Source organism: Oceanobacillus sp. FSL K6-0118 (assembly GCF_038006665.1).
Lineage (GTDB): Bacteria > Bacillota > Bacilli > Bacillales > Amphibacillaceae > Oceanobacillus > Oceanobacillus caeni.
Genome location: NZ_JBBOVR010000001.1, coordinates 1,302,372 through 1,314,554, shown reverse-complemented (window position 1 = coordinate 1,314,554; position 12,183 = coordinate 1,302,372). Strand labels below are relative to the sequence as shown.

Here is a 12,183-nt window from a genome sequence, read left to right as displayed (position 1 = left end):
CTGCCGTTACATTGTTTTCCTTATTGATATTTTTGTTCGATATTTTCTTGAATGACTTTTACTGCATCATTCGCTGATTCTTCCGGTGTTTTATTACCAGAAGCAGCATCGAACATTAATGTTTCTGCACCTTTCCAAACTTCAGCCATTTCAGGTATATTCGGCATTGGAACAGAAGTGTTATATTGTTCAATTACCGCGCTTGTTAACTCGTTATCTCCTTGGCTGACTTCTTCTTTTGTGAAATTGTTAGCAGGGATTTCTGCTCGCATATCATATAGTATTTTTTGATTTTCTTCGTTTGTTACATAAGTCAACCATTCTTCTGCCAGCTCTTTATCTTCTGCATAATTACTGATGATCCATGCTTTCCCGCCGGCAAATGGTTGGTAAGCTTCACCATTTGGAAGAGTTGGTATAGCAGATACGCCGTAATTTAGACCTGCTTCATTATAAGTCGCAGCTTGCCAAGGTCCACCGATAATAGCTGCAGTGTTTCCACCCGTGAATTGGGCATCAATGAAATCTCCTGCAGAGGTGGCATCCATCATTCCTTGTGGCCATACATCCTGGAACCATTTTGTCGCATACGCAATTCCTTCAATTGCGCCTGGATCATTCAAGCCAACGTCTGTCGGGTCTGTTCCGTCTTGTCCAAACACATAACCACCATGTCCTGCAAGGAGTCCATATGTGCTATAGAAGTCCAACCAATTTGCTAAGAATACAGTACTCTTACCACTTTCAGAAGCAAATGCAAAACGCTCATCATCTATTAGAGCTTCCAATTCCTCAAAAGTTTCCGGTGCCGCGTCTAGTAAATCTTTATTATAATAAAGGACTAATGCTTCAATAACGAATGGAGCTCCGTAAATTTTCTCTTCAAATGTCACTTGCTTTTCGTCTGTTTCATCATATCTTCCATCTTCAGGGAACGTATATTCCGCTAAATGTCCTTGTTGGCCTAAGTTTCCAACACGGTCATAAGGAGCAATCATAACGTCCGGTGCAAGTCCAGCTGGACCATCTAATGGCAACGCCTCCAACGTGTCGAACATGTCTTTTTCTGAAACCTTAATGGTGACACCATGTTCTTCTTCAAATGCAGGGGCAATTTCCTCTATAAAGCCGATATAATCATCCTCCACCCCAACTTCTAATGTTGCGGATCCTGTACTTTCTCCTCCATCCGTTGAATTGGATGAATCAGCTTTGTCTTCTTTGCCACCACTACAAGCTGCTAAAAACAGAATTGCAACCATAATCATACTTAATGTAAACTTTTTCCAATTCCTTATATTCATTTTACAACCCCTCTTTCACGTTTTGTCGATTAATTCAATCTTTTGCCCCCGAAAGACTACTAAAACGCTTTCTTAAATTACCAAAAAATGATTTTGTTTTAAGTATTATATCTCCTTTCCAATATCGTAGTTTTGAAGATTGCGAAATCGTTTGCACAACCTCTATTAATATATTATACTAAACTCAAGATTTGCGCAAACGATTTCATTAAATATTTTTAGTTTTATATATAAATAGGATAATTCAAATACTATTTTCCCTCGCGTTTTAAGGAGAAAAAGAGACTATCAATTTAGTGTCAAATCTACCTTTATTATTGACAGCCTAATCCGCTTACATTACATTAAATGGAGAACAACTTAAGGGCAATGCTTTGTACAAATGACAACAACCCCGATTTCTAACATTACGGAAATCGGGGTTTCTATTTCAGAAAGGAGAAAATTAAATGCTAAAAGAAGCAATCTACCACCGTCCAAAGAATAACTTCGCATACGCTTATGATAAGGACACATTACATATCGTACTGCAAACGAAAAAGAATGATATGGAGTCTGTTGCACTTCTGTTTGGAGATCCGTATGACTGGAAAGATGAGGTATGGCAAACGCAAACGGTTGAAATGATTAAGTCAGGATCGACCGCCTTATATGATTATTGGTTTATCGCAGTAAAACCTGAGTTCTACCGGATGCGCTATGGATTTCGTTGCATGGATTCTAGTGAAACATGCTATTACACGGAGAGTGGTATTTATTCTGATCCTCCAGCAGATATTTCAAATTACTTCTGCTTCCCGTACTTGAATCAAATCGATGTCTTCCAAGCACCAGACTGGGTTAAGGACACTGTTTGGTATCAAATTTTTCCAGAACGGTTTGGAAACGGGGACCCATCATTAAATCCGAAGGGAACTTTACCATGGGGGTCAGCTGCACCGACTGCTACAAACTTCTTTGGCGGTGATTTTCAAGGCGTTATCGATCACTTGGATTATCTTGTTGATTTAGGAATTAATGGTATCTATTTCACGCCTATTTTTAAAGCGTATTCCAATCATAAATATGACACGATTGATTACATGGAAATTGATCCGCAATTTGGGGATAAGGAAACTTTCCGCCGTCTCGTGCGGGAATGTCATCAGCGGGGAATTCGTGTCATGCTTGATGCGGTATTTAATCATAGCGGCTATTATTTCCCTCCATTTCAAGATGTACTGGATAAACAAGAGAAATCAGCTTATACGGAGTGGTTCCACCTTCGAGAATTCCCTGTAAAACCAGAGCCAGTACCAAATTATCATGCGTTTGGCTTTGCTGGATCCATGCCGAAGCTCAATACGGAAAATCAGGAAGTGAAAGCCTACTTACTAAAAGTTGCCCGCTACTGGATCGAGGAATTTGATATCGACGGGTGGCGTTTAGATGTCGCGAATGAAGTCGATCATCAGTTTTGGAGAGATTTTAGAAAAGAAGTGAAAGCAGTGAAACCGGACGCTTATATATTAGGAGAAATTTGGCATGATTCAATGCCTTGGCTTGGCGGCGACCAATTCGATGCTGTCATGAATTATCCGTTTACAAATAGTGCAATCGATTTCTTTGCAAAAAATGAGCGATCTCCTGAAGACTTTACGAATTCCATTACCAATGTATTGCATATGTATCCAGCGAATGTGAATAAAGTTGCATTTAATTTGCTTGATAGCCACGACACACCGCGGATTTTGACATTAGCAGATGGCGAGATGGATCGTGTGAAACTTCTATATCTCTTTCAACTTTCTTTCATTGGTACACCTTGTATCTATTATGGGGATGAAATTGGGATGGAAGGCGGTCAAGATCCGGGTTGCCGCGCATGTATGGTATGGGACGAAACGAAGCAGAATCGAGAGTTGTTTACGTATGTTAAAAATCTGATTGCAATGCGAAAAACAATTCCTGCTTTTGGAAATGATGGTACGTTCCAAATCGTTATGTACGATAATGAAACAAATACATTGGTCTATCAAAAGCAAGCAGATAACCGGCGTATCCTTTTTGTAATAAATAATAGTACGGAGGAACAAACGTTAGGTTTACCAGATTTTCCTGAAAAATATTGTAGCGAACTAGTAGTTGGAACTAGTATAGATACAGTCTATTCACGAAAGCCGATTCAACTGACAGCGTCAGATAAGATAAAAGTCTCTACTTTAGGATTTCGCATTTTTGAGTATAGTAATGAATAGATTCACTTTCTAAATATATACCTAAGGACAGTTCTTGTTAAAAAATCACAAGAACTGTCCTGTCATCAAAGATCACGGACATAAAGAGAAACAAAAAAAAGATACCCCCGCATGGAGATACCTTTATAAAAACGGGCTCTACGTCAAGTGACGTTGGTACTGTATTTTAGTCGACTTTTAATATGTATTTGATTATCACACTCTAGGGAAGCTATGCTACTCTAGAGTGTGATTTGTTTACTACGGGTTTCAGTTTAAAATGTAATCTTATTCGGTTTTTGTAATGCTTAAAATTCCGATAGCCATATGCAATCCGATTGAGTACCTTGATTTTATTGTTAATACCTTCAATTCGCCCATTGTTATACGTATATTGAAAACTGTTTTTCGTATAGGGCAAGTGCTTTCTTAATGTTTTAATGCTTGTTCTTAAATAGGTTGATGACTGGGTTGGACACTTTTTGTTTAATGTGTTCTCTAATGCATGATAGTCCTTTTCGTCAATTGCCTCCAACAGGTCCTGATATATACCATAATTGACTTTAAGTTCCTCACTATAATCCAACATTTCTTGCACTATTGAACTTTCAAGACGTTGGCCAAATAAGCCGTAATATTTATATTCTGTATAAGATAAACTCGATCTTTTTTTCAGTAAAAGCTTCCAATAACGTTTAAGGCGGCGATACTTTTTCTGATCTTCCCCATTAGATGTTCTGAGTTGGTTCATGATTTTAACACGCGTTTTGTTCATCGCTCTTGATATGAGTTGAACTAAGTGAAAACGATCAATAATAATATCTGCATTTGGAAACATCTCTTTTATCAAACTTACATAACCTGCGTTCATATCGATTGTCACGGTTTCTACTCGTTGTCTAGCTGATAAGCTATAATTTGTGATGAAGTGATCTGTAATAGACCGGTTATCACGACTATTTAAAATGTCTAAGATGTCACCCGTTTCAACATCGATATATTCAAAAGCCATCTTGCCCTTGGCATACTTAAATTCATCAAACGATAGATGCTTAGGTAGGGCTTTATAATGCGGTTTATATTTATTTGCTTCTTTATTAATGATTCTCTGAACAGTTGCCTCAGATACACCACAATCCTGGGAAATATCTTTAACGGACTGCGCTCCAGCTGATTTAATCATGATTTGGGCTTCTGTATTTGAGGATATAAAACAATGACGCTTTACGATATTTGTTTGTGCAGTAAAACTAACACCACAATGTTTACACATAAAACGCTGCTTACTTAATAATAAATATGTTGGATAAACTCCCATGGTCGGAATGGTAATACGAGATAATTGTGTTCCGTTTTTATAAATAGAAGAGCCTACTTTCTCCACCTGGCAATTTGGGCATTGATCTGCATCATATGTTAATTTCGCCTTAATAAATTTACAAGACTTCCCTTTATGTTTGCCATACGTTACTGCATTTTCGCTCATATAAATATTTTTATCTTGAATATCTAACATATTTCTAATATCATTTGATATAGACAAGTGAGTTCCCTCCTAGGAATGGTTTTCAGCGACTTTAATTCTACAGGGAATCTCACTTGTTTTCTATTTATAAACACAAAAATGACGTAGGTGAGTTTTTCCCACCAACGTCATTTATTGTACAACCTAAAAACGAACTATGCTTCTTTTTCCTGCAAAATAGGGACAGGATTATTTTCTACTTTTTTCTCTGGTTTCATATTAAAAATAATGTTTAAAACAATAGCAGTTACACTTCCTGCAACAATACCATTACTCGTTAAAATTTGTAAGCTTGCCGGTAAAACAGAGAATAATTCTGGAACAACAGTTACTCCAAGACCCATTCCCACCGAACACGCGATAATCATAGAGTTCTCAGACGAATCCCCCATTACTTTTCCAAGCATTTTAATCCCTTGTGAAATAACCATACCAAACATAGCAAGCATAGCGCCACCTAATACGGATGTTGGGACGATGGTTGTTAAGGCTGCAATTTTAGGAACCAACCCTAATACAATTAAAATAATACCTGCAACCAAGATAACTTTACGTTTTTTCACGCCTGTCAATTGAACCAATCCTACGTTTTGCGAGAATGCTGTATATTGAAATCCATTAAATACTCCACCTAAAAACACAGCAAGACCTTCTGCACGATAACCCTTTGCTAAATCTTTTTCGGTTAACTTTTTGTCTGTTATATCACTTAGTGCAAAATAAACACCTGTGGATTCTACTAATGATACCATTGCAACAAGACACATCGTAATGATTGCTGAGACTTCAAAAGTAGGCATCCCGAAATAGAAAGGATGGGGCATATGCAAATAAGACGCATCTGCAACCGCACTAAAATCGACTTTCCCCATAAAACCAGCAACGATTGTACCGATGACTAAGCCAATTAAAATGGAAATAGAACGAATAAATCCTTTTGCAAAACGATACATAAGGATGATAAAAGCCAACGTACCAAAACCTAATAAAAGATTAATAGAAGAACCGAAATCACTTGCACCTTGACCGCCAGCCAAGTTATTAATAGCAACTGGAATTAAAGTGAGACCAATAATTGTGACAACACTACCTGTTACAACTGGTGGAAAAAATCGAACAAGTTTCCCAAAAACGGTACTAATAAGAATAATGAATAATCCGGAACAAATAATAGCACCGTAAATAGCAGAAATGCCAAATTCTCCACCAATAGCTATTATTGGACCTACAGCTGTAAAGGTACACCCAAGTACAACCGGCAATCCAATTCCAAAGAAACGATTACTCACTACTTGTAGCAGAGTTGCGACACCACACATAAATATATCAATAGCAACTAAATAGGTTAACTGTTCCGTTGTTAGACCGAGTGCACCACCGATAATAAGCGGTACTAAGATGGCACCAGCATACATAGCTAAAACATGCTGAAGACCTAAGGCAGTTGTTTTCATTTTATAGTTCCTCCTTGAAGGTTACTTTTCCATCAGCCAACGAGTCAATAATAGCTAATGACTCTACACGGATTCCTCGTTCTTCTAACAACGCTCTACCGGTTTGGAATCCTTTTTCAATAACAATTCCTATACCAACTAATGTCGCTCCTGACTGTTCGACGATATCAGTAAGTCCTAGAGCTGCTTGTCCATTCGCTAAAAAGTCATCAATGACCAGAACATTATCCTCTTTTGAAATGTATTGTTCGGAAACGGATATCTCGTTCGATTCCTTTTTTGTAAAAGAATATACTTCCGCTGAATATAAGCCATCAATTAAAGTTAAAGATTTACGTTTTCTCGCAAAAACCGTTTTTACACCAAGTTCTAGAGCCGTCATTACAGAAGGAGCAATACCAGAAGACTCTAATGTTAATACTTTCGTGATTCCAGCGTCTTTAAAACGTTGGGCAAACTCCTGTCCAATTTGTTGCATTAATACAGGATCAATTTGATGATTTAAAAATGAATCCACTTTTAGCACGGATTCCGATAATACATTTCCCTCTTCTAAGATTTTATGCTTTAAGGCCTTCATATAAATCTCCTTCCAAATTTTAAATAAAAAAAGCTTAAGAAATACTCCTTACTATGAAGAAGCATATTCTCAAGCTTAAAAGTTTGAAATTAGAGTAATCCCTTAGAAATGTGATTACTCTCTGCTTTTTCATAGTCGGTTTATTTACGGTAAACCGGTAGAAACTCGCAAGCCATATTCTCGCTATTATATGAAAAATGTATTTAGTTTTCAAATTTATTTCCAGTATAACACGGATTTTCCGAATTACAACCCATAAAACGAAGTGAAATGTTTCTAAAAAATTGTGTTTTAGTATGAAAGGGGATACAGTTCCATTTTAAAGTATGGATTTTAATGTAGATAGTAAAAGGCCAGTATTCAACATGAATACTGACCTTCGATTTTCACTATGTAGTACAGCCACATTTGCCGTATTTGTTATAATAAAAAGTTTTAAACCACCACTTCACCAAGTGGGTGTTCGCAGAAATCTTCCTGCCTTCCGTTACATGACGGCCCGGCATTTGGATTCCGATGTAAAACTCCCTATTATCTTATTAGAGGTTAAAACTTTAATTAAATACGCACAATGTAGCTTGTAACTATATATTACACGTTCCTATCATAAATGGCAATAGTAAATTTTTCCTAACCATTTTTGACCTATGCAGAATTTACACAAACAAAATCTCGGGAGTTTGACACCCTAAAATAAAAAAAACGCGCAAAAGCCTTGGTACGGCTTTATTTTTTTGTCAAATTTTTCATAATTTTATTGCGTAACATTTCGTAATATACTATAATTAAGGTAACATTAGCTGCTTTGGGGGTAATTTTATGCGTATTAAAGTGAGTCGTTCTAAAAATTCCAAGTCTTATTTTGTAATTAAAGATATTTATCGGGGCAATAAAAGGACAACCAAAGTTGTTGAAGCCTTGGGAAATGACAAAGAAATTTTAGAAAAGCATCCTGGTGTGGATCCCTATACCTGGGCAAAAGAATACGCTAAAAAGTTAACACTGGAAGAAAAGGAACGAAACTATAAAATCGTCACCAAATACAGTCCTGCCAAGCAAATACCATTGAATAAACAGACGCTATTTAATGCTGGTTACCTCTTTTTACAATCTATTTACCATGGGTTAAAACTGGATAAAATTTGCCAGAAGATATCTCAGGAGTATGAATTCAAATATGATCTGAATGAAATACTTTCGCGCCTTCTTTATTTACGGATTCTACATCCGACCTCTAAAAAAGGAACGTTTGAACATTCGAAAGACTTACTTGAACCTGCACATTTTCAGTCACATCAAATTTATCGGGCACTTGGTGTCCTCGCCGAGCAATCAGATTACATAGAGGAAATGGTGTATAAAAACAGTCTAAATGTAGTGGATAGAAACACACAGATTCTATATTATGACTGCACAAACTTTTTCTTTGAAATCGAAGAAGAAGACGGTTTAAAACAATATGGAGTTTCTAAAGAAAATCGCCCCAACCCAATTGTTCAAATGGGACTGTTCATGGATGGGTCAGGCCTTCCACTAGCTTTTAGTATGACTCCCGGAAATAGAAATGAACAAACAACCTTAAAACCTTTAGAACGTCGTATTTTAAAGGATTTTAACCTTTCAAAATTTGTTGTATGTACAGATGCCGGTCTATCTTCAAATAAGAATCGGATATATAATACTCAAGGGAAACGTGCCTTTGTAACTACGCAATCTATTAAAAAACTGAAGAAATTTTTGAAGGAATGGTCTCTGGATCCTGAAGGGTGGCGAATACCAGGAAGTAATAAAAAGATAAATTTGAATGACATTCGCAATCTCGAAAATGACCAGAGAACGTACTACAAAGAGCGTTGGATCAAGGAAAATGATCTAGAACAAAAGTTAATTGTCACCTACTCCCCTGTTTATCAGCGTTATCAATCATCCATTCGAGCTAAACAAGTTGAACGAGCGAAGAAAAAGGTGGAAAATCCAAGCTCGCTGAATAAACATAATCAGAATGACCCAAAAAGATTCATAAAAGCTACACATGTAACAGACAATGGCGAAGTTGCGGACAAAACTCAAGCAACTCTGAATCAAGACCAGATTGATAAGGAATCCATGTATGACGGATTTTATGCCGTATGTACCAATCTAGAATCAACTATCGAGGAAATTATCAAGATAAATCATGGACGATGGGAGATTGAGGAGACTTTCCGAATCTTAAAAAGTGAATTCCAGGCTCGACCAGTTTACCTGCAAAGAGAAGCACAAATAAAGGCACATTTTTTAACATGTTTTCTATCCTTATTGATGTATCGCATTCTAGAAAAAAAGTTGGATGAAAGATTTACATGTTCTGAATTAATTAGTACGTTAAGAAATATGAACATGCGAGAATTGGATGGAGAAGGATACATACCTGTATATACTCGAACAGAAATTACGGATGCATTACATGATGCATTTGGCTTTAGAACTGACTACGAAATAGTTACTCAAAAAAATATGAAAAAAATTTTTAAACAAACCAAAAGGGAAAAATAGTACGCAGTTTTATGCCTTAAAAAAATCGCCATAAACATTGATTTAGCAGTGTTTTTGGCGATTTCCAGTGTCAAACATGAGACTATATATTACACGTTCCTATCATAAATGGCAATAGTAAATTTTTCCTAACCATTTTTGACCTATGCAGAATTTACACAAACAAAATCTCAAAAACTTCTGTTAATTGCTGAACTCTTTCGTCATTTTGTACATTCTTCGCGTAGTTCAATTCATTTTCCAGTACATTATCTAAGTATGCAACTTCTGATTCTTCTAGATCATCTACGAATTCCTTTTCACTTTTATAGTGGTTCTGTTCTATTTTCTTTATAATATGTTGACAAACTTCATTTTCACTATAATTGGATAATGACTCCCGCAGATATCTTAGTGTGTTATCTATGATCATTCACCTCTTACTTAGATCTTCGTATTTTTCTTTTTTGCCCGCTGCTCTAATTGTGATTTTGGCAGTTGATCAGCAACATCTTCTGTTAAACCTTGAGGATTCACACTTGAATTGACTCTTTTGTTTCTCGATTTCTTATCCGTCATGATTAACACCTCCAATCATAGTGTTTCTAAAATTTTTCATTATATCCTAATTAATACGAAAAAGAGCGAAACAATATTGTTTCGCTCCTGCCAACTATTCTATAGCAATGTCCTCATACGTTTTTCGTAATGAACGTTTTAGTATTTTTCCACTTGGATTTTTCGGCAGTTCATTCGTAATGACGATATATTTAGGTATTTTAAATTTGGATAATTTTTGTTTACAATAAGCTAATATTTCATCTTTTGATAAAGATTTTCCGTCTTTTGGTACAACAATAGCAGTGACCGCTTCAATCCAGAATGCATCTGGAACTCCAATAACCGCAACTTCTGATACTCCATCTAACTGGTAAATAAGTTCTTCTACCTCTCTACTTGAAACATTGACACCGCCAGTATTGATCATATCCTTTTTTCGATCAACTATTGTAATATATCCATCTTCGTCCATAACACCTAAATCCCCGCTATGAAACCACCCATTTCGAAATGCTTCTGCCGTTTTTTCAGGATTATGCAAATATCCTTTCATTGCATGTGGAGTTCGATGGACAATTTCTCCTATTTCACCAGTAGCTACCTCTTGGTCATTTTCATCTACTATTTTAGTTTGACAGTTTAAAACTGCTTTTCCAGCTGAACCGAGTTTTTTTAATTGGTCTTCAGGTCTTAGGACAGTAACTAAAGGCGCTACTTCCGTTTGACCATAACAATTCCAAAGTTGCATGTTAGGAAGCCGCTCACTTAACTCCTTAATCACTTCTCGTGGCATAATGGCCGCTCCATAATACCCTTTTCTTAAAGAAGATAAATCAAACATTTCAAAATCCGGATGACGCAATAATCCAATCCAAACAGTCGGTGGACAGAATAGGGATGTTACCTTCTTCTCTTCAATGGTTTTGAGAATCGCTTCAGGAGTTGCCGAACCAAGAATAACACCACTTGCCCCCATATAAACACTCGGTCCTAAAAAGACATGGAGTTGTGCGCTGTGATATAGTGGCAAGGCATGAATCACCACATCATTCGTTTCCATTTTTGCATCTATTACCGTGCTCATATACTCGCTGATAATACTTTTGTGCGTTAACATAACACCCTTTGGTTTCGATTCCGTTCCACTCGTATACAAAACGTGAGCAAGATCGTCGTCATCGATATCCGCTTCAATTGTTTCTGTCGGCTTACCTTCTCTTGCTACAGACAACATATTTTGGATAACGGTCTTTCGTACGTTCCAATAAATCACCGAGTGTATTTCTTCTTGCACGCCTTACCATTTTATCTAATTCAGCTTGTGTATGAACGGTCATCCCATCACTCCTTAAAGAAAATTAGATGCATCTATTTTAAAGAATTTTCTATCTATTATTTTAATTCAGTAATGTACTTTAATCAATTAACTACTACACTTTTTTTCATCTCAACGTCTAGTGGGGGGTTCCATAATGATAGAATATTTCTCGAGTGCACGGGAAATATACCATTTATAGGTAGTAAGAGTAAAAAATCCTTTCCTTACTGCACCCAACGTTATAGGTCTGGCTAATGCCAAATCTTTTCTGAATTGGAGGTTTTTGTGATGGGTCAAATTATTTCATGGATTCTATTTATAGCCCCCTGGTTTTTATTACTCCCTTTAGATTCACAACGCGTAAAGCGTTTTATGCCAGTAGGTCTATTTGTGGCTGTATTATATACAGTTATTTTCCAAATCGCTGAAGTATGGAATTGGTGGGATGTACACGAGGAAAACAATATTTTCTTTCTTACCAACATTTCATCTTTCGTATATGGTTTTTTGATTGTAATAACCATTTATATGTTTTATTTTACGTACTCGAATTTTTGGCTATTCCTAATTGCGAACTGGATTATCGATTTTCATTCAAGCTCTTATTATAAGTCCTTTTATCTTTCAGAAGGTTGGGCTGTATACGATGAACAATATGTCTAATTTCGGACTCTTTGTTATGATTGCTATTACCGTACCTGTCGTTTACTT

Annotated in this window: 10 protein-coding genes, 1 other RNA gene, 1 pseudogene and 1 riboswitch; of the genes and pseudogenes, 3 read left to right on the top strand and 9 right to left on the bottom strand. The window is 36.5% G+C overall.

Annotated elements, in window-relative coordinates; all coding sequences use genetic code 11:
- Positions 1-20: 20 nt before the first annotated feature.
- Positions 21-1,298 (bottom strand): extracellular solute-binding protein, encoded by a 1,278-nt coding sequence (locus tag MHI02_RS06850; protein WP_222115721.1) that lies wholly within the window; start codon positions 1,296-1,298, stop codon positions 21-23.
- Between the two features lie 455 nt (positions 1,299-1,753).
- Between MHI02_RS06850 and MHI02_RS06845 the strand changes: the two genes are divergently transcribed.
- Positions 1,754-3,541 (top strand): glycoside hydrolase family 13 protein, encoded by a 1,788-nt coding sequence (locus MHI02_RS06845; protein WP_047185223.1) that lies wholly within the window; start codon positions 1,754-1,756, stop codon positions 3,539-3,541.
- 211 nt (positions 3,542-3,752) lie between these two features.
- Here the strand turns inward: MHI02_RS06845 and MHI02_RS06840 are convergent, their stop codons facing one another.
- From MHI02_RS06840 to ssrS, 4 genes are all read right to left on the bottom strand, one after another.
- Complete coding sequence (locus MHI02_RS06840; RefSeq protein WP_047185367.1) at positions 3,753-5,063, bottom strand: ISL3 family transposase; 1,311 nt, start codon at positions 5,061-5,063, stop codon at positions 3,753-3,755.
- Between the two features lie 137 nt (positions 5,064-5,200).
- Positions 5,201-6,499, bottom strand: a complete 1,299-nt coding sequence (locus MHI02_RS06835; RefSeq protein WP_047185222.1) for a nucleobase:cation symporter-2 family protein — start codon at positions 6,497-6,499, stop codon at positions 5,201-5,203.
- Position 6,500: 1 nt separating this feature from the next.
- Entirely contained in the window at positions 6,501-7,079 is a 579-nt protein-coding gene (locus tag MHI02_RS06830) for a xanthine phosphoribosyltransferase (RefSeq protein ID WP_047185221.1), read from the bottom strand.
- Between the two features lie 112 nt (positions 7,080-7,191).
- Positions 7,192-7,293, bottom strand: a riboswitch (purine riboswitch).
- 181 nt (positions 7,294-7,474) lie between these two features.
- Positions 7,475-7,662, bottom strand: a non-coding RNA gene (gene ssrS, locus MHI02_RS06825) — 6S RNA.
- A gap of 236 nt (positions 7,663-7,898) precedes the next feature.
- On the opposite strand from ssrS, the gene MHI02_RS06820 reads away from it, so the two are divergent.
- Positions 7,899-9,614 carry an IS1634 family transposase gene (locus MHI02_RS06820; protein ID WP_341165782.1) on the top strand — a complete coding sequence of 572 codons (1,716 nt, stop codon included), beginning with the start codon at positions 7,899-7,901 and terminating at the stop codon, positions 9,612-9,614.
- 154 nt (positions 9,615-9,768) lie between these two features.
- Here the strand turns inward: MHI02_RS06820 and MHI02_RS06815 are convergent, their stop codons facing one another.
- The 4 genes and pseudogenes from MHI02_RS06815 to MHI02_RS06800 form a co-directional block, all read right to left on the bottom strand.
- On the bottom strand, positions 9,769-10,020 hold the full coding sequence (locus tag MHI02_RS06815; RefSeq protein WP_047185324.1) for a sigma-G-dependent sporulation-specific acid-soluble spore protein CsgA: 252 nt from the start codon (positions 10,018-10,020) through the stop codon (positions 9,769-9,771).
- Positions 10,021-10,037: 17 nt separating this feature from the next.
- Complete coding sequence (gene sspL, locus MHI02_RS06810) at positions 10,038-10,172, bottom strand: small, acid-soluble spore protein L (RefSeq protein ID WP_084824069.1); 135 nt, start codon at positions 10,170-10,172, stop codon at positions 10,038-10,040.
- Positions 10,173-10,266: 94 nt separating this feature from the next.
- Positions 10,267-11,346 (bottom strand): annotated as a pseudogene (locus MHI02_RS06805) (AMP-binding protein); the annotation flags it as partial.
- Between the two features lie 16 nt (positions 11,347-11,362).
- Complete coding sequence (locus tag MHI02_RS06800; RefSeq protein ID WP_257457562.1) at positions 11,363-11,491, bottom strand: hypothetical protein; 129 nt, start codon at positions 11,489-11,491, stop codon at positions 11,363-11,365.
- A 269-nt stretch (positions 11,492-11,760) separates the two neighbouring features.
- On the opposite strand from MHI02_RS06800, the gene MHI02_RS06795 reads away from it, so the two are divergent.
- A complete protein-coding gene (locus MHI02_RS06795) occupies positions 11,761-12,135 on the top strand; it encodes a hypothetical protein (RefSeq protein ID WP_244986929.1) in 375 nt (124 codons plus the stop codon).
- Positions 12,136-12,183 lie beyond the last annotated feature (48 nt).

Bases quoted from the DNA above. Each gene is read 5' to 3' on its own strand.
- MHI02_RS06845 (WP_047185223.1), top strand. From the start codon at position 1,754: ATGCTAAAAGAAGCAATCTACCACCGTCCAAAGAATAACTTCGCATAC.
- MHI02_RS06835 (WP_047185222.1), bottom strand. From the start codon at position 6,499: ATGAAAACAACTGCCTTAGGTCTTCAGCATGTTTTAGCTATGTATGCT.
- MHI02_RS06830 (WP_047185221.1), bottom strand. From the start codon at position 7,079: ATGAAGGCCTTAAAGCATAAAATCTTAGAAGAGGGAAATGTATTATCG.
- MHI02_RS06820 (WP_341165782.1), top strand. From the start codon at position 7,899: ATGCGTATTAAAGTGAGTCGTTCTAAAAATTCCAAGTCTTATTTTGTA.
- sspL (WP_084824069.1), bottom strand. From the start codon at position 10,172: ATGACGGATAAGAAATCGAGAAACAAAAGAGTCAATTCAAGTGTGAAT.
- MHI02_RS06800 (WP_257457562.1), bottom strand. From the start codon at position 11,491: ATGACCGTTCATACACAAGCTGAATTAGATAAAATGGTAAGGCGTGCA.
- MHI02_RS06795 (WP_244986929.1), top strand. From the start codon at position 11,761: ATGGGTCAAATTATTTCATGGATTCTATTTATAGCCCCCTGGTTTTTA.